Genomic DNA, 17,987 nt, shown 5'->3' with positions numbered 1-17,987 from the left:
GTTCCATGCGGCCGGGATTGGAAAAACCTCCTTCATTTCTTCCATCGTTCCGGCTTATAATCGCCGCCCTTTTTGATTGTTTTTTTATCATTTCCCCGGAAGCAATATGAGCGCAATATCCCTGATCCAACCGGATCGTGACCTTTTCTCCTGGCCGCAGTACTGGGCCGCCTGCTTTGGCCCCGCGCCGTTCTTGCCGATGTCGCGAGAAGAGATGGATCAACTTGGCTGGGATAGCTGCGACATCATTCTGGTTACCGGCGATGCCTATGTCGATCACCCGAGCTTCGGCATGGCGATTTGCGGACGCATGCTGGAAGCGCAAGGGTTTCGCGTGGGGATTATTTCCCAGCCGGACTGGAATAATAAAAACGATTTTATGCGCCTGGGTAAACCGAATCTGTTCTTCGGCGTCACCGCCGGCAACATGGATTCGATGATCAACCGCTACACCGCCGACCGCAAGCTGCGTCATGACGATGCCTACACGGCGGGTAACGTTGCCGGTAAACGCCCGGATCGCGCCACGCTGGTCTATACCCAGCGCTGTAAAGAAGCCTGGAAAGATGTCCCGGTGATCCTCGGCGGTATCGAAGCCAGCCTGCGCCGTACCGCGCACTACGACTACTGGTCTGATACCGTGCGTCGCTCGGTTCTGGTGGACTCCAAAGCCGATATGCTGATGTTCGGCAACGGCGAGCGTCCGCTGGTGGAAGTGGCGCACCGTCTGGCCGCCGGCGAGCCCATCGGGCAAATTCGTGACGTACGCAACACCGCCATCATGGTGAAAGAGGCGCTGCCGGGCTGGAGCGGAGTGGATTCCACGCGTCTGGATACGCCGGGGAAAATCGACCCGATTCCGCATCCGTACGGTGAAGATTTGCCGTGCGCGGATAACAAAACCGTCGCACCGCCAAAACAGGAAGCGAAGCGCGTTACCGTGCAGCCCCCGCGTCCGAAGCCGTGGGAGAAGACCTACGTCCTGCTGCCTTCCTTTGAGAAGGTGAAAGGCGACAAGGTTCTCTACGCGCACGCGTCGCGTATTCTGCACCATGAAACCAACCCCGGCTGCGCTCGCGCGCTGATGCAGAAGCACGGCGAGCGCTATATCTGGGTTAATCCGCCCGCAATCCCGCTCTCCACCGAAGAGATGGATAGCGTGTTTGCCCTGCCGTATAAGCGCGTTCCGCATCCCTCATACGGCGATGCCCGCATTCCGGCCTACGAGATGATCCGCTTCTCGATTAACATTATGCGCGGCTGTTTTGGCGGCTGTTCCTTCTGCTCAATTACCGAGCATGAGGGGCGTATTATTCAGAGCCGTTCCGAAGATTCGATCATCAATGAAATCGAAGCGATTCGCGACACGGTTCCCGGTTTTACCGGCATTATTTCCGATCTTGGCGGCCCAACGGCCAACATGTATATGCTGCGCTGCAAGTCGCCGCGCGCCGAGCAGACCTGCCGCCGCCTGTCATGCGTTTATCCGGATATCTGCCCGCATATGGACACTAACCATGAGCCGACGATTAATCTCTATCGCCGCGCCCGTGACCTGAAAGGCATCAAAAAGATCCTCATCGCTTCCGGCGTACGTTACGACATCGCCGTTGAAGACCCGCGCTATATCAAAGAGCTGGCTACCCACCACGTTGGCGGCTATCTGAAGATTGCCCCGGAGCATACGGAAGAGGGACCGCTGTCGAAAATGATGAAGCCGGGTATGGGCAGCTACGATCGCTTTAAGCAGCTGTTTGATACCTATTCGAAGCAGGCCGGTAAAGAGCAGTATCTGATCCCATACTTTATTTCCGCCCACCCCGGCACGCGGGATGAAGATATGGTGAATCTGGCGCTGTGGCTTAAACAGCATCGTTTCCGCCTGGATCAGGTGCAGAACTTCTATCCGTCGCCGCTGGCGAACTCGACCACCATGTATTACACCGGCAAGAACCCGCTGGGTAAGATTGGCTATAAGAGTGAGGATGTGGTGGTGCCGAAGGGTGACAAACAGCGCCGCCTGCACAAGGCGCTGCTGCGCTATCACGATCCGGCCAACTGGCCGCTGATCCGCCAGGCGCTGGAAACCATGGGTAAAAAGCACCTGATCGGCAGCCGTCGCGATTGCCTGGTACCGGCGCCGACGATCGACGAAATGCGCGAAGCGCGTCGCCAGAACCGCCATACCCGTCCGGCGCTGACCAAGCATACGCCGATTGTGCACCAGCGCTCGAACGGCGGGGCGACGGCGAAGAAGCCCGTAAAACGCGGTAAGGTTGCCGGTCGTTAATTCGGCTGCCTGCCCGCTGGCGCTTCTGTATGACCGGGCCTGATAATTCCGGGCCCGGTCAGCCGCTTGCCAAACGGCAAAGCAAATTCTATGGCTATGCCTCTCTGATTCTGGCCGCCAGCGCCGCCAGCTTTTCATCATCCGCCCGCTCATGATCGTGGGAAGAGAGATAGCCTTCATATTGCGCAAAAAACTTAGTCTGACGCGACTCGATAGGCCGCCATTGGGTCATATCGCCGGTGCCGTGCATCGGACTGAGTTTGCTGTGGACATGGTCAACGCCATAGCCTTCAAAAAACATCCCCGTACGGCCCACGTCATCAAAGGCTTTATCCAGAAGCTTCGCCACCTTCTGCGTAGCCAGCACCAGATCGGCCAATGCCTGCGGCGGCATATCAAACGCATAGCTGGGGTAGTGCTTCTTCGGGATCACGACCGTAAAACCGTCGGTATTAGGGAAAATAGAGAGAAAGGCGAGGTGGTGTTCATCTTCCCACACCTTATGGCAGGGGGCTTTCCCCTCAACAATTTGGCAGAAAATACAGCTCATCAGCACGCATCCATTTGATTGCAATAAACCCTGAATGTACGTGGTTTTAGCCGGATAGCAAAGCGATGCTCCGCCGGAAGCCGACGGAGCAGGAAAGGTTAACCGCCGAACTGATCCGGGTCGGGTCCCAGGCGTTTGTTCTGGTCCAGTTTAGTGATTTCACTCAATTCATCTTTATCAAGACGGAAGTCCCAGACGTTAAAATTCTCGGCAATGCGCGATGGCGTCACCGATTTCGGGATCACCACCAGGCCGCTGTCGAGATGCCAGCGGATAACGATCTGCGCCGGGGTTTTACCGTATTTATCCGCCAGTTGACGAATAATTTTCTGATCGAATACCCCTTCGCCGCCCTGCGCAAGCGGGCTCCAGGACTCGGTCTGGATCTTATGCGTCGCATTCCAGGCGTGAAGCTGGCGCTGCTGCATCAGCGGGTGAAGTTCAATCTGGTTTATCACCGGAGCGACGCCGGTTTCATCGATGATTTTTTGCAGATGATGAACCTGGAAATTACAGACGCCGATGCTTTTTGCCAGCCCCTGCTGCTGCAGCTCAATTAAGCTTTTCCAGGCGTCGACGTAATGGTTAGTTGCCGGAACCGGCCAGTGAATGAGGTATAAGTCGACGTAGTCGAGCTTCAGTTTTTTAAGGCTTTCCTGCAGCGCTTCTTTGGGCTGTTTTTGATCGTCATTCCACAGTTTCGTGGTGACGAACAGCTCATCGCGGGCGACGCCTGCGCTGCTTAACGCATTGCCGACGCCGGTTTCATTCTGGTACACGGCGGCGGTGTCAAACGAGCGATAACCGACTTCCAGCGCCTTATGAATGGCGGAGACGACTTCCTCGTTGCCTGCTTTCCACACGCCGAGCCCCAGCTGCGGCATCAGGTTGCCGTCGTGTAGTTTTATAACGGTTGGATGTGTCATGCCTTCCTCCTGTTAATGAACTCAGCGGAATAAATTCCGCCGAGGGGTAGCATTAAGTCTGGACGAAATAGCTAAAAACGGTAGTTAAACTCCTCTCCTTTGCGCGAGTTTACGCGTCGGAGAGGGCGTTGATTAGCGCGCAGCCTCGTAAATACGGCGGCTGACGTCCAGCGTAATATCCTGATTTTCACCGAGCTGGGTCATGCCGTGCTCTTCCAGTTTCGCCAGCAGCGCCGGGATGGAGCTGCCATCCAGACCGTAGGCGGAAAGGCGCGTCGGGACGCCCATCTGTTCGAAGAAATCACGCGTTGCGGCGATGGCGGCGTCAATGCGCTCTTCCTCGGAACCTTCGGTGATGTTCCAGACGCGGGCGCCGTACTGCAGCAGCTTGGCGCGTTTAGCATCGCGTTTTTCATTCCACAGGGCCGGCAGAACGATAGCCAGCGTCTGGGCGTGATCGAGACCGTGCATGGCGGTTAGCTCGTGGCCGAGCATATGGGTCGCCCAGTCCTGCGGCACGCCTGCGCCAATCAGGCCGTTCAGCGCCTGGGTGGCCGCCCACATAATATTGGCGCGAACGTCGTAGTTTTCCGGCTCTTTCAGCGCTTTCGGGCCGTCTTCCACCAGGGTCAGCAGAATACCTTCGGCAAAGCGGTCCTGGATTTTGCCGTCGACCGGATAGGTGACGTACTGCTCAACGGTATGGACAAATGCGTCAACGACGCCGTTAGCCACCTGGCGCGGCGGCAGGGTGTAGGTGTAAACCGGATCCAGAATAGCGAACACCGGCTGGACGTGGGTGGACATAAACGCGCGTTTGTCGCCGGTGGTTTTACGCGAGATCACCGCGCCTTTATTGGATTCGGAACCGGTCGCCGGCAGCGTCAGCACGGAGCCCATCGGGATAGCGCTGGCCACTTTGCTGCCGTAGGTTTCGAGGATTTCCCACGGATCGCTATCGGCCGCATAGTGGGCCGCCGCGGCGATGAATTTGGTGCCGTCGAGAACGGAGCCGCCGCCCACCGCCAACAGGAAAGTGATCTTTTCATCACGCGCGATTTTCACCGCGTTCATCAGCGTTTCGTAGGACGGGTTTGGCTCGATGCCGCCAAATTCCCGAACGTCAATGCCGTTCAGCGCGCTCAGAACCTGATCAAGCACGCCGGTTTTCTTCACGCTACCGCCGCCGTAGGTGACAAGCACGCGTGCATCCGCCGGGATTTGATCGCGCAGATTTTCAATCGCGCCTTTACCGAACAGAATGCGGGTTGGGGTATGTAGGTCGAAATTGTTCATGGCTGGTGCCCTCAAATAGATAAAACCGCCAGCAGAGACAATACCTCTGCCAGATGACGGACATTGTGTTCCCGCGGGCCGTTCCCCTCAATGCACATTCCTGCCGTTGTCTTGCCCATTTCTCCTTGGGGCTGGAGAAATTCGCCGGAAGTGCGCACAATGCGAAGGTATAAAAACGTTCGGAGAAGCACGATAAATGAACCGCGCTGAGATATGCCAGCTATTAACGCATAAGGTTAATCAGCTGAAAGATAAAGAAGAAATGCTTAATGCTCTGCTGCCGGATATTCGCCTGCTGTACGGCACCCAGCCGGGAACGCGCACGCCGGTTATGTATCAGCCGGGGATCGTTTTTCTCTTTTCCGGGCATAAAATTGGCTACATTAACGAGCGTACTTTTCGCTATGACACCAATGAGTATCTGCTGCTGACGGTACCGCTGCCGTTTGAATGCGAAACCTTCGCCACTCCGGAAGTCCCGCTGGCGGGAATACGGCTGAACGTCGATATTCTTCAGCTGCAAGAACTGCTGATGGATATCGGGGAAGATGAGCAGTTTCAGCCGTCCATGGCGTCGAGCGGGATCAACTCTGCGGTACTGTCCGAAGAGATATTGTGCGCGGCGGAGCGCCTGCTGGATGTCATGGAGCGTCCGCTGGACGCGCGCATTCTTGGCAAACAGATTATCCGCGAAATTCTCTATCACGTGCTGACCGGTCCGTGCGGGGGAGCGCTGCTGGCGCTGGTCAGTCGTCAGACCCACTTCAGCCTGATTAGCCGCGTATTGAAGCGTATTGAAAGCCAGTACACAGAGAACCTCAGCGTCGATCAGCTGGCGGCGGAAGCGAATATGAGCGTTTCGGCGTTCCACCATAACTTTAAATCGGTCACCAGCACCTCCCCGCTACAGTATTTGAAGACTTATCGCCTGCATAAAGCGCGCATGCTGATGATCCACGACGGCATGAAAGCCAGCGCGGCGGCGATGCGGGTGGGATATGAGAGCGCGTCGCAGTTCAGCCGCGAGTTTAAGCGTTATTTCGGCATGACGCCGGGGGAGGATGCGGCGCGTATCAGAACGATTCAGGGGATGTGACGAACGATGTAAGGGCGGCGAATTCGCGCCGCCCCGGTAAACGATCAGGCGTTACAGTATTTCTTTTTAATCACCACGATAACCGTACCGAGCAGCCCGGCGATCAGCAGCGCGATAGGCAGAATCATCAGGCAGGTCATAACCTGATCTTCATGGCGCTTAACGAAGGGAATCATGCTCAGCGCATAGCCCAGACCGGTGACTACGCCAACCCACAGCAGCGCGCTCAGCCAGTTGAAGAACTGGAAGCGGCGGTTTGGCAGCCCGGAAATGCCCGCCATGGTGGGCAGCAGGGTGCGAACAAACGCCAGGAAACGCCCGGCCAGCAGCGCCAGCAGGCCGTGTTTGTCAAACATGCAGGTTGCCCGCTGATGGTACTTATGCGGCAGATGCCCAAGCCAGCGCTTAACCGTAACGGTGTTACCCAGCCAGCGCCCCTGGATATAGCTCAGCCAGCAGCCGAGGCTGGCCGCGGCGGTTAAAATGGCGACCGTAGGTACAAAGTCCATTACGCCTTTGGCGATGAGCGCCCCGGCGAGCAGCAGCAGGCTATCGCCCGGTAAAAATGAGGCGGGCAGCAGACCGTTTTCCAGAAACAGGGTTGCGAACATGACCAGATATACAACGCCCACAACGTGGGGGTTTGCCAACGCGACAAAATCATGCTGCCACAGCGCGGCGACAATTTCTTGAATGACAACCATGGACTTTCCTAAGTGGTACCGTGTTTTTTGTCTAGTGTACTCCTGAAGAGGCTCGGGCACCTTGATCCCGGGCGCAACTAAAGCGGCCGTTTTTCTAAAAAACGTCCGCTATTGTTGCCACTGACTGTCACTTTACACGATACGCGCGAAGCCCGCCGCTAAATCATCCAGCAGATCGGTAACATTTTCTAACCCGACATGAAGGCGGATCAGCGTGCCGCTGAAATCAACTTCAGCATCAGGACGGATTGCGGCAATGTGTTCCGGCTGGTTGGCTAAAATCAGCGATTCAAAGCCGCCCCAGGAGTAGGCCATGCTGAACAAGCTGAAGTGGTCCAGATAAGCGGAGAGTTCGGCGTCGGTCAGGCGTTTATTGAGCACGAAAGAGAACAGACCGCTGCTGCCGGTGAAGTCGCGCTTCCAGTACTCATGGCCTTTGCTGCCGGGCAGGGCGGGATGATTCACGCGCGCCACCTGCGGATGCTGCGCCAGCCATTCGGCAATCTGCAGGCTGCTTTCATGGTGCTGACGCAGGCGTACCGCTAAGGTGCGCAGACCGCGGCTGGTCATATAGGCGGTATCGGCATCCACCATTTGCCCCATCAGATAGGCGTTTTCGCGCAGCTGCGCCCAGCAGCGCTCATTGGACACGGCGGTACCCACCATCGCGTCGGAATGGCCGATCAGATATTTGGTGCCGGCCTGAATGGAGATATCGATACCAAACTCCAGCGCTTTAAACAGCACGCCCGCCGCCCATGTGTTGTCGATCATAATGATGGCTTCGGGAGCGACGCGACGTACCGCCGCGACGATCGCCGGAACATCATGGACTTCCATGGTGATGGAGCCGGGGGATTCGAGGAACACCACGCGGGTGTTCGGCTGCACCAGACGAGCGATATCGCCGCCGATGAGCGGGTCGAACCAGCCGGTGGTGACGCCGAGTTTGGCGAGAATTTTGGTACAGAAATCCTGGGTAGGCTCATAGGCGGTGTTGGTCACCAGAATATGGTCGCCCTGCTCGACGAACGCCAGAATGGTATTCGCGACCGCCGCCGCGCCGCAGGGGAAGAGGGCGCAGCCGGCGCCGCCTTCCAGCTCGCACATTGCTTCCTGCAGGGAGAAATGGGTCAGCGTCCCGCGACGCCCGTAGAACAGCTCGCCTTTGGCGCGGTTGCGCGTCGCGTGCTTTTTCGCTTCGACGGTGTCGAAAACCAGCGATGAGGCGCGCTGAATGACGCTGTTTACCGAGCCCAGGGTGTATTTTTTGCTGCGCCCGGCGTGAACCAGCGCAGTATCAAGATGTTTATCAGCCATGTTCAGATAACCTGTTTTTATACGTCTGGACGTCTAAACTAACATGAATGCCCGTTGATGTACCGGGTCGCGGCGGATACAGGTAAAAATTTTATCAACGGCGGGGTCAGCAACTTTTTTACTGCGTAAGCGCAAGGAAAATAAACGTGATTTGCTGCACAGTGTAAATACTAATGAGAACCACTATCAATTCGATGTCGTTTTGATATTATTGTGCGCAGATTTTGTGATTTACGTCCTGGAGATACAGTGTGGGTAATAATTTGATGCAGGCGGATCTCTCCGTTTGGGGTATGTATCATCATGCCGATATTGTCGTTAAGGTAGTGATGATCGGCCTGATTCTGGCGTCGGTCGTTACATGGGCTATCTTTTTCGGCAAAGGCGCAGAAATCCTGGCCAGCAAGCGCCGCCTCAAGCGCGAACAGCAGCTGGTTGCTGAAGCACGCTCTCTCGACCAGGCCAGCGATATCGCTAACGGTTTCGATGCGAAAAGCCTGACCTCGCGCTTGATCAACGAGGCGCAGAACGAGCTGGAGCTTTCCGCGGGTTCTGAAGATAACGAAGGCATTAAAGAACGTACCGGTTTCCGACTGGAGCGTCGCGTGGCGGCGGTGGGTCGTTACATGGGGCGCGGCAACGGTTATCTGGCGACGATCGGCGCGATTTCCCCGTTCGTTGGTCTGTTTGGTACCGTCTGGGGCATCATGAACAGCTTTATCGGGATTGCCCAGACCCAGACCACTAACCTGGCGGTGGTTGCGCCGGGTATCGCGGAAGCGCTGCTGGCCACGGCAATTGGCCTGTTCGCTGCGATTCCGGCGGTGGTCATCTACAACATTTTTGCCCGCATGATCGCCAGCTACAAAGCGTCCCTTGGCGATGTCGCCGCCCAGGTTCTGCTGCTGCAAAGCCGCGACCTGGACCTGAGCGCCAGCGGCGTTAAGCCGGTACGTACCGCCCAGAAACTACGCGTAGGTTAATGCTTTATGGCGATGCATTTTAACGAAAACCTCGATGATAACGGCGAAATGCACGACATCAACGTGACGCCGTTTATCGACGTCATGCTGGTGCTGTTAATCATCTTTATGGTGGCGGCGCCGCTGGCTACCGTCGACGTGAAGGTGAATCTGCCTGCTTCCTCCAGCCAGCCGCAGCCGCGTCCGGAAAAGCCGATCTATCTGTCGGTGAAGGCGGATAAAACCATGTTCCTCGGCAATGACCCCATTACCGACGAGAGCATGATCGCCTCGCTGGATGCGCTGACCGAAGGCAAGAAAGACACCACCGTCTTCTTCCGCGCGGATAAAACCGTGGACTACGAGACGATGATGAAGGTTATGGATACCCTGCACCAGGCGGGCTATCTGAAGATTGGCCTGGTGGGCGAAGAAACCGTCAAAGCGAAGTAACCTCTCTCCACCCATCTTCTCAGGCTGGCCTTGCGCCAGCCTTTCTTATAGTTGAAGCAAAAACTTGTAAGACCAATCGTGTAGATGTGTGACAACTTTCTCAGTTAACAGAAAACATAAACCCGATGCGAAAAATGACAATAGGATAGTTTTTATCCTCCCTCTAGAGTGAATACCACTTCATCTGAGAGGGATTATATTGTGGATCACGATAATAAACTGTCATTTGCGGAGAAGCTGGGATACGGCATGGGAGATGCAGCCTGCGGTATCGTCTACTCTTCGGTAACCATGTTTCTGACATGGTTTTATACGGATATTTACGGACTCTCCGCTGCCGCAGTCGGAGTGATGTTCCTGGTGACGCGAGTTCTGGATGCGATTACCGATCCGCTAACCGGCATCGTTGCAGACCGTGTGAAGACCCGCTGGGGCCATTTTCGCCCGTGGCTTATCTGGTTTGCCGTCCCTTATGCCGTGCTGGCGGTAATGACCTTCACTACTCCGGAATTTGGCGCATCGGGTAAACTGGTTTACGCCTACCTGACTTACACCTTACTCATGCTGTGTTACACCTTTATCAATATTCCCTACTGCGCGCTGGGCGGAGTCATCACGCGCGATGAGAAGGATCGCCTATCAGCCCAGTCATATCGTTTTACGATCTCTTCTCTGGCCGGTCTGATGGTTTCTGTCGCAACCCTGTTTCTGGTGGATTTTTTAGGTAAAGAAAATAAGCAGTTTGGTTTTCAGGCGACAATGGGAATCATGGGCGCGATCGCTATTGTAATGCTGGCTTTCTGCTTCTTCTCTACTAAAGAACGCGTGGCTCCAGCGATTGAACAGCAGGGGAGCATACGCGAAGATCTCCGTCAGCTTCTGGCGAATGACCAGTGGCGTATTGTGGCGATAATCACTTTTTTCTCGAGTATGGCCGGGGTTATGCGCAGCGCCGCCACGCTCTATTATGCAACCTACCTGATGTTAGGCGGCGTGGAGTCCGCGGCGGGAACAGCCATGAAATCAGCATTTGTTTCCACCAGCGTCGTTGGCACGATTATCGGCAGCATCGCCGCCGGATGGCTGGCCAAGCGCTATCGCGCGGTCTCGCTGTTTAAAAATATCAACCTCCTGCTGGTTCTGGTTGGCGTCGTAATGTTCTTTGTGCCGCCGACCTGGCTGCCGGTGGTGTTCCCTTTATACTTTCTGGTCGGCTTCTTCCATCAGATGTACCAGCCGTTTAAATGGAACATGATGGCCAACGCCGCCGATTATGGCGAATGGAAGTTTGGTCGTCGCATCACGGGATTATCTTATTCCGGTAATCTGTTTGCTTTGAAAATGGGCATGGCGGTTGCTGGTGCCGCCGTAGGTTTTTCGCTTGGGCTATTTGGCTATCAGGCGGGCGTAACGGCGCAGACTCCGCTGGCGACAATGGGAATTGTTGGGCTGTTAACGCTCGGTCCATCACTATCTTACCTGCTCCTGTGGTGGCTGGCGCGTTTCTATAAGCTGGATGACAAAATGATGCAGACAATTCAGCGAGAGCTGTCCATGCGCCAGCAACAGGCGCATTCAGAGACGCAATTGCCGCTAAACGCCGTTCCGGAAAAGGCCTGAGGAGATGCGAAATATGACCCCTTCTGAATACCAGAATCCTATTTTATGCGCCGATTATTCCGACCCGGATATCGTGCGCGTAAGGGATGATTTCTTTATGGTCTCTTCCAGTTTTAACCATGTGCCCGCTTTACCGATCCTGCATTCAACGGACCTGGTTAACTGGACTATTATCAACCACGTTCTGGATGAACTGCCGCTACCGGGTTATGACCGGTATCAGCCGGGTAAGGGCGTATGGGCGCCATCGATTCGCTGGCACGATGGCAAGCTGTGGGTCTGCTTCAGCACCCCAGATGAAGGTATTTTTATCTGCCATACCGAGGACCCGTGGGGGAAATGGAGCGCTCCGCACTGCCTGCGTCAGGCCAGAGGGTGGATAGATCCCTGCCCGTTCTGGGACGACAATGGTCAGGCCTGGTTGGTACATGCTTTCGCCCATAGCCGCAGCGGCATTAAGCATAAACTGCAGTTGTTTGCGATGGCGCCGGACGCCAGCGAATTACTGGGCGAAGGGCAGATTATCTATGACGGCTGCTGCGATTTACCCACCCTTGAGGGGCCAAAGGTTTATCAACGCGCCGGTTGGTACTACATCTTTGCTCCTGCGGGCGGGGTAGAAAATGGCTGGCAGACGGTGCTGCGCGCGCGCCAGATGACGGGGCCCTGGGAAGCCAAAAACGTGCTTTTCCAGGGAAACACATCGATAAATGGACCACATCAGGGCGGCTGGGTGGAGGGCGAGAAGGGCGAATGCTGGTTTGTTCATTTCCAGGACTTACATCTCTATGGCCGCGTGGTTCACCTCCAGCCGATGTTCTGGGGTGACGACGGCTGGCCGCGTATCGGTGAGCAGATTGGCAGTTGCGGCGTCGGACAGCCGGTTTTACGTTGGCCGCGTCCGAAAGGGTTAACGCCTTCACCGGCGTTGGCGCCGCAAACCAGCGACTATTTTGCGCAAGGCCAACCGGGAATACAGTGGCAGTGGCAGGCTAACCCCAGCCCTGAGTGGCTGCTGCCGGCGGAAGGCGAACTCCGATTACGCTGCACCCCATTATCCCAAGTCGATGGACAGAGAGCGTTATACTGGGCGCCGCAGCTGTTGCTGCAGAAATTCCCGGCGCTAACTTTTAGCGCGAAAACAAGCGTAACGTTATATGCCGCTCAGGACGGTGATGCCGGAGGCCTGATCGTATACGGCGAACGCTACGCCGCTTTGCTGGTGGAGTTTGGGCAAGGGAGTTGCCGGCTCGTGTGGCGACACGGTTGGATGAGCGATGCGGGCGTTGTGCGCGAAACTCGTCAGGTTCTTGCTGAGCTTAAGCGCGGCAAGTGTCAGCTGCAGGTTGCCGTAGGCGAAGGCGGCTTGTGTCAATTTTCCTGGCGAGCTGAGGAGGAGGAGTGGCAGGGGGTTCCCCTTTGTTTTGCTGCCGGGAAGGGGAAATGGGTCGGTGCGAAATTTGGCCTGCTGGCTGCTTCAATGGATGGCCTGCAAAGCGAGGGCTACTGCGCTTTGCAGGACTTTGAGGTCATCCTATAAAGAAACCGTTTCTGGCCGTCTGCAGATAATGCGGGCGGCTGGATGTTGCATAAACGTTGCCCTGTTGCGGTATAATGGCGGCCGTTTATGTTAACTGACAGGATCTTATGGAACGCTTTCTGGAAAATGCTATGTACGCCTCGCGCTGGCTGCTGGCGCCGGTTTATTTTGGCCTTTCGCTCGGTTTGATTGCGCTGACGATCAAATTTTTTCAGGAGATCTTCCACATACTGCCGCATATTTTCAGCGTCAGTGAGTCGGATATGATTCTGACCCTGCTGTCGCTGGTGGATATGACCCTGGTGGGCGGTCTGCTGGTGATGGTGATGTTCTCCGGCTATGAAAATTTTGTTTCCCAGCTGGATATCAACGAGGGCAAGGAGAAGCTCAGCTGGCTGGGCAAAATGGACGCCACTTCGCTGAAAAATAAGGTTGCCGCCTCCATCGTGGCGATCTCTTCCATTCATCTGCTGCGGGTGTTTATGGATGCGAAAAACGTCCCGGACAATAAGCTGATGTGGTACGTCATCATCCACCTGACCTTTGTGCTGTCGGCCTTTGTGATGGGCTACCTCGATCGTCTGACCAAAGTGAAACACTGATCCCTCCTCTCCCGGCGGTGTTGGCCGCTGGGCTTTTTACTCCCCGTTTCTGCTTTTCTCCGCTGGCGTATGTCCGGGCTTCTGCTTTGCTTAAAGGGCGCTTAATAACGGAGGCAGGGTGATGACGCGACTAACGGCCAAAGATTTTCCGCAGCAGCTGCTCGAATACTATGACTACTACGCCCACGGCAAAATCAGCAAACGCGAGTTTCTCCAGCTGGCGGGGAAGTATACCGTCGGCGGGATGACTGCGCTGGCGCTGTTTAACCTGCTGAAGCCCGACTATGCTCTGGCGGAGCAGGTGGCGTTTACCGACCCGGATATCCGCCCGGAGTATATTCATTACTCTTCTCCTGACGGCCACGGCGAAGTGCGGGCTTATCAGGTGACGCCGGCGAAAATAGCCGACAAAGCGCCCGCCGTGGTGGTGGTTCATGAGAATCGCGGCCTGAATCCCTATATTGAAGACGTTGCCCGGCGGGTGGCGAAAGCGGGCTATATCGCGCTGGCGCCGGATGGCCTGAGTTCCGTCGGCGGCTATCCCGGTAATGATGATGAAGGCCGCGCGCTACAGCAGAAAGTCGATCCCGTGAAGCTGATGAATGATTTCTTTGCGGCGGTCGCGTTTATGGCGAAGCATCCGCAGGCGACGGGGAAGGTCGGTATCACCGGGTTCTGCTACGGCGGCGGCGTCAGCAACGCGGCGGCGGTGGCGATCCCTGAGCTGGCCTGCGCGGTGCCGTTTTACGGCCGCCAGCCGCCGCTGAATGAGGTCGATAAAATTAAAGCGCCGCTGCTGCTGCATTATGCCGGACTCGATAGCGGCATTAATGAAGGCTGGCCCGCCTATGAAAAAGCGCTGAAGGCACACAATAAAGTCTACGAGGCCTATATTTATCAGGGTGTTAACCACGGCTTTTATAATGACTCCACGCCGCGCTACGACCGGGCCGCGGCTGACCTGGCCTGGCAACGCACGCTGGCGTGGTTTGAGAAGTATTTGCGCTAAAAACCGGAGGCGGAAGCCTCCGGCGGGCATGGGCGCTACGCCTGGCGTTTATCTTCGGTTTGCGTGTCGAAGTCGCTGGCGTCATGGCGCTCGTGAAGCTGCTCGTTGAGCGGGCCTGAGGTGCGGTTAACCATCCGCCCGCGCTGAACGGCGGGGCGCTTACCCACATCCTGCGCCCAGCGCAGCACGTTTTTATAGCTACCGGCATCCAGGAACTCGGCGGCGTTGTAAACATTCCCCAGCACCACGTTGCCGTACCACGGCCAGATGGCCATGTCGGCGATGGTGTACTCCTCTCCTGCCACAAAACGGCCGCGGGCAAGCTGCTTGTCCAGCACGTCAAGCTGGCGCTTGGCTTCCATCGTAAAGCGGTCGATCGCGTATTCGATTTTCACCGGCGCATAGCTGAAGAAGTGGCCAAAGCCGCCGCCGAGGAACGGAGCCGAGCCCTGCAGCCAGAACAGCCAGTTGAGGGTTTCGGCGCGGCCTGCCGGATCTTTGGGCAGGAAGAAGCCGAACTTTTCCGCCAGATAGAGCAGGATGCTGCCGGATTCAAAAACGCGGGTCGGCGGAGTGGTGGAGTGGTCGCGGAGCGCGGGGATTTTTGAGTTCGGATTAACCTCGACAAAGCCGCTGGAGAACTGATCGCCTTCGCCGATGCGAATCAGCCAGGCGTCGTACTCCGCGCCGCTGACGCCTAACGCCAGCAGCTCTTCCAGCATAATGGTCACTTTCTGGCCGTTGGGCGTCCCCAGCGAATAGAGCTGAAGCGGATGCACCCCCACCGGCAGCTCCCGATCGTGCGTTGCGCCGGAGACGGGACGGTTGATATTGGCGAATGCGCCGCCGTTGTTTTGCTTCCATTCCCACACTTTAGGTGGCTGGTAGTTATTCTCTGACATGCTGATCTGCCTTTTTAGTGAGGTGTTGATGTCGTGTCGCTGGCGCTACCGCGCCGGCGCGGGAGAGTTGTACTAAGCCAGAATCCGCGCGGCCCATACGCTGACGTCGTCGCCGCTGCCGAGATCCGCCTGCACCAGGCCGTTAACCATAAAGGTCGGCGACACGTGGATGCCGTTCTGGCGCGCGTACTTGCTATGCCATTTGATCTCGTTTTGCAGCTCCGGGCGGGCAAACGCCGCGGCCAGCGAGACGTGGCTATAGCGTTCGATACGCTCGATAATCTGCTGTGGCGTGGCGTTCATGTTCGGCCCGCTGCAGTGGTCGGTAAACTCAAACTCTTCGCGGTGGTCGGCGACGGCTTTAAGCACCTTATGCGCCTGCTCGCGGCCGTGCGGCAGGGTGGACGCGGCGAGAATGCAGCGGACGATGACGCCGGAAAACAGATGCCACGGTTGAGACTGCAGACGAATTTTGATCGTCACGTTATCCGCGCCAACTTCATCCAGCAGGTCATCAAGCTTATTAAATGCCCGCACGGAGAAAGGACAGGTGGGTTCGAGGAACACCTCAAAGGTGCGGGGGCCATGCCCCCAGACCAGCGGTTGGGCGGTCAGATGCGATGGTGTGCTCATTGTCGACTCCTGATTGTTTTTTTATCTCAAATAACGATATCACTTTTGCCCGGGGGCGCAGGCTTATTTTCCTTAAGGGCACGATTAGCGAATCGAATGAGTGGTATCATCATTCCACCTCTGTCTGGTAAGTGCCTGCGGCAGGATAAGAAGAGGGAGTTTTGTTTCGCCAACTGCCCGGGCTGCATTAATTTGAGGTCAGGCTAAATGAGCAAAGGTTCCACAAGCAGTGACGCCCCGTTTGGTACACTATTAGGCTACGCACCGGGCGGCGTGGCGATTTATTCTTCTAATTACAGTAGCTTAAATCCGCAAGATTATCCGGATGACGCCACGTTCCGCAGCTATATCGGTAATGAGTATATGGGGCACAAATGGCAGTGCGTGGAGTTCGCGCGCCGCTTTCTGTTCCTCACCTACGGTTTTGTTTTCACCGACGTCGGCATGGCCTACGAAATCTTCTCCCTGCGTTTTCTCCGCGAGGTGGTCAACGACAATATTCTGCCGCTGCAGGCGTTCGCCAACGGCTCCCGCCGTCCGCCTCTCGCCGGCTCACTGCTGATCTGGCAGAAAGGCGGCGAGTTTAAGCACACGGGCCACGTGGCGGTGATTACGCAACTGATAGGGAATAAGGTCAGGATCGCCGAACAGAACGTCATTCACTCGCCGCTGCCGCAGGGCCAGCAGTGGACCCGCGAGCTGACGCTGGAAGTGAAAAACGGCCTCTACACGATTAAAGACACCTTTGCCGATACCGAAATCCTCGGCTGGATGATCCAAACCGCCGATACCGAGCACAGCCTGCCGCAGCCGGTGCTGCCGGGTGAGGCGATGGCCATCAAAGGCGCGCGGCTGCCGAATAAAGGCCAATACCGCGGCAACTGGCTCAACGAGAAAGATTCGCTGCAAAAAGCCTACGTGGAAGCCAACGGCCACGTCATCAATAAAGACCCTTACCAGTATTTCACCATCACCGAAAGCGCCGAGCAGGAGCTTATCAAAGCCACCAATGAGCTGCATCTGATGTACCTGCACGCCACCGACAAGGTGATGAAGGATGACAGCCTGCTGGCGCTGTTCGATATTCCGAAAATTCTCTGGCCGCGTCTGCGCCTCTCGTGGCAGCGCCGTCGCCATCATATGATTACCGGCCGCATGGATTTCTGTATGGATGAGCGCGGGCTCAAGGTGTATGAGTACAACGCCGATTCCGCGTCCTGCCATACCGAAGGCGGGCTGATCCTCGAGCAGTGGCTGAAGCAGGGCTACTACGGCACCGGTCACAACCCGGCGGAAAATCTGCTGGATGAGCTGGCCGGAGCGTGGAAGCACAGCCGGGCGCGTCCTTTCGTGCACATCATGCAGGATAAGGATCTGGAGGAGAACTACCACGCGCAGTTTATCCAGCGCTCGCTGACCCAGGCCGGCTTCGAGAGCAAAATTCTGTTTGGCCTGGATGAACTGCGCTGGGATGCCGCCGGGCAGCTGATTGATGCCGACGGTCGTCTGGTCAACTGCGTCTGGAAAACCTGGGCATGGGAGACCGCCATTGAGCAGGTGCGGGAAGTCAGCGCCGATGAGTACGCGGCGGTGCCGATACGTACCGGACACCCGAATAATGAAGTGCGCCTGATAGACGTTCTGCTGCGCCCGGAAGTATTAGTCTTCGAGCCGCTGTGGACGGTCATCCCCGGCAACAAGGCGATTTTGCCGGTGCTGTGGTCGCTGTTCCCCAATCATCGCTATCTTCTGGATACGGATTTTGTGGTCAACGAGCAGCTGGCGGAAAGCGGCTATGCGGTTAAGCCTATCTCGGGCCGCTGCGGCAACAATATCGACCTGATTGGCCCGCAGGACGAAGTGCTGGATAAAACCAGCGGCCAGTTTTTCGACCGCAAAAATATCTACCAGCAGCTGTGGTGCCTGCCAAAAGTGGATGGCAAATACATCCAGGTTTGCACCTTCACCGTCGGCGGTAACTACGGCGGGACCTGCCTGCGCGGAGATGATTCTCTGGTGGTTAAAAAAGAGAGCGATATTGAGCCGTTAATCGTGCTAAAAGACACAGATAGCCGTTAAGTTTG

16 protein-coding genes and 1 pseudogene are annotated in these 17,987 nt (G+C 56.3%); 10 read left to right on the top strand and 7 right to left on the bottom strand.

What is annotated here, in order from left to right:
- Positions 1–76 precede the first annotated feature (76 nt).
- Positions 77–2,257 (top strand): annotated as a pseudogene (locus tag BJF97_RS25135) (YgiQ family radical SAM protein); the annotation flags it as partial.
- Between the two features lie 127 nt (positions 2,258–2,384).
- Here BJF97_RS25135 and BJF97_RS25130 read toward each other — a convergent pair.
- The 3 genes from BJF97_RS25130 to yqhD form a co-directional block, all read right to left on the bottom strand.
- Positions 2,385–2,840, bottom strand: coding sequence for an HIT family protein (locus BJF97_RS25130; protein WP_025105926.1), 456 nt, complete (start codon positions 2,838–2,840; stop codon positions 2,385–2,387).
- Positions 2,841–2,938: 98 nt separating this feature from the next.
- Positions 2,939–3,766, bottom strand: coding sequence for a 2,5-didehydrogluconate reductase DkgA (dkgA, locus tag BJF97_RS25125; RefSeq protein WP_025105927.1), 828 nt, complete (start codon positions 3,764–3,766; stop codon positions 2,939–2,941).
- Between the two features lie 132 nt (positions 3,767–3,898).
- Positions 3,899–5,062 carry an alcohol dehydrogenase gene (gene yqhD, locus BJF97_RS25120; protein ID WP_032692877.1) on the bottom strand — a complete coding sequence of 388 codons (1,164 nt, stop codon included), beginning with the start codon at positions 5,060–5,062 and terminating at the stop codon, positions 3,899–3,901.
- 196 nt (positions 5,063–5,258) lie between these two features.
- Between yqhD and BJF97_RS25115 the strand changes: the two genes are divergently transcribed.
- Positions 5,259–6,158: an AraC family transcriptional regulator gene (locus tag BJF97_RS25115; protein WP_014226863.1), complete on the top strand. Its 900-nt coding sequence runs from the start codon at positions 5,259–5,261 to the stop codon at positions 6,156–6,158.
- 44 nt (positions 6,159–6,202) lie between these two features.
- On the opposite strand, the gene yghB is transcribed toward BJF97_RS25115, so the two are convergent.
- A complete protein-coding gene (gene yghB, locus BJF97_RS25110) occupies positions 6,203–6,862 on the bottom strand; it encodes a DedA family general envelope maintenance protein YghB (protein ID WP_032692875.1) in 660 nt (219 codons plus the stop codon).
- A gap of 132 nt (positions 6,863–6,994) precedes the next feature.
- Positions 6,995–8,182 (bottom strand): cystathionine beta-lyase, encoded by a 1,188-nt coding sequence (metC, locus tag BJF97_RS25105; protein ID WP_032692874.1) that lies wholly within the window; start codon positions 8,180–8,182, stop codon positions 6,995–6,997.
- Between the two features lie 251 nt (positions 8,183–8,433).
- Here metC and exbB point away from each other — a divergent pair, with 251 nt between their 5' ends.
- The 6 genes from exbB (at position 8,434) to yghX (ending at position 14,368) form a co-directional block, all read left to right on the top strand.
- Entirely contained in the window at positions 8,434–9,165 is a 732-nt protein-coding gene (gene exbB / locus BJF97_RS25100) for a tol-pal system-associated acyl-CoA thioesterase (RefSeq protein ID WP_032692873.1), read from the top strand.
- A gap of 6 nt (positions 9,166–9,171) precedes the next feature.
- Positions 9,172–9,597: a TonB system transport protein ExbD gene (gene exbD / locus BJF97_RS25095; RefSeq protein WP_014226862.1), complete on the top strand. Its 426-nt coding sequence runs from the start codon at positions 9,172–9,174 to the stop codon at positions 9,595–9,597.
- Between the two features lie 201 nt (positions 9,598–9,798).
- The gene (locus BJF97_RS25090; protein ID WP_032692872.1) at positions 9,799–11,217 is read left to right on the top strand and encodes a glycoside-pentoside-hexuronide (GPH):cation symporter; all 1,419 of its coding nucleotides are present in this window, start codon (positions 9,799–9,801) and stop codon (positions 11,215–11,217) included.
- Positions 11,218–11,230: 13 nt separating this feature from the next.
- Positions 11,231–12,757, top strand: a complete 1,527-nt coding sequence (locus tag BJF97_RS25085; RefSeq protein WP_032692871.1) for a glycoside hydrolase family 43 protein — start codon at positions 11,231–11,233, stop codon at positions 12,755–12,757.
- Between the two features lie 107 nt (positions 12,758–12,864).
- Positions 12,865–13,359 carry a TIGR00645 family protein gene (locus BJF97_RS25080; RefSeq protein ID WP_004105804.1) on the top strand — a complete coding sequence of 165 codons (495 nt, stop codon included), beginning with the start codon at positions 12,865–12,867 and terminating at the stop codon, positions 13,357–13,359.
- 121 nt (positions 13,360–13,480) lie between these two features.
- Positions 13,481–14,368, top strand: a complete 888-nt coding sequence (yghX, locus tag BJF97_RS25075; protein WP_032692870.1) for a YghX family hydrolase — start codon at positions 13,481–13,483, stop codon at positions 14,366–14,368.
- A 35-nt stretch (positions 14,369–14,403) separates the two neighbouring features.
- Here the strand turns inward: yghX and yghU are convergent, their stop codons facing one another.
- Both yghU and BJF97_RS25065 read right to left on the bottom strand, forming a co-directional pair.
- Complete coding sequence (gene yghU / locus BJF97_RS25070) at positions 14,404–15,270, bottom strand: glutathione-dependent disulfide-bond oxidoreductase (protein WP_032692869.1); 867 nt, start codon at positions 15,268–15,270, stop codon at positions 14,404–14,406.
- A gap of 72 nt (positions 15,271–15,342) precedes the next feature.
- Positions 15,343–15,903 carry a DsbA family protein gene (locus BJF97_RS25065; RefSeq protein ID WP_014839560.1) on the bottom strand — a complete coding sequence of 187 codons (561 nt, stop codon included), beginning with the start codon at positions 15,901–15,903 and terminating at the stop codon, positions 15,343–15,345.
- Between BJF97_RS25065 and BJF97_RS35555 the strand changes: the two genes are divergently transcribed.
- Complete coding sequence (locus BJF97_RS35555) at positions 15,891–16,034, top strand: hypothetical protein (RefSeq protein ID WP_305955792.1); 144 nt, start codon at positions 15,891–15,893, stop codon at positions 16,032–16,034. The two genes, BJF97_RS25065 and BJF97_RS35555, sit on opposite strands and share 13 nt — an antisense overlap.
- Positions 16,035–16,110: 76 nt before the next feature.
- Complete coding sequence (gss, locus tag BJF97_RS25060; protein ID WP_009654105.1) at positions 16,111–17,982, top strand: bifunctional glutathionylspermidine amidase/synthase; 1,872 nt, start codon at positions 16,111–16,113, stop codon at positions 17,980–17,982.
- Positions 17,983–17,987 lie beyond the last annotated feature (5 nt).

Origin of the sequence: Klebsiella sp. LTGPAF-6F (assembly GCF_001753185.1) — a bacterium.
In the GTDB taxonomy this organism is placed as follows: Bacteria; Pseudomonadota; Gammaproteobacteria; order Enterobacterales; family Enterobacteriaceae; genus Klebsiella; species Klebsiella michiganensis.
Note: the sequence above shows the minus strand (reverse complement) of the source record. Positions and strands in the feature narration are given on the sequence as shown.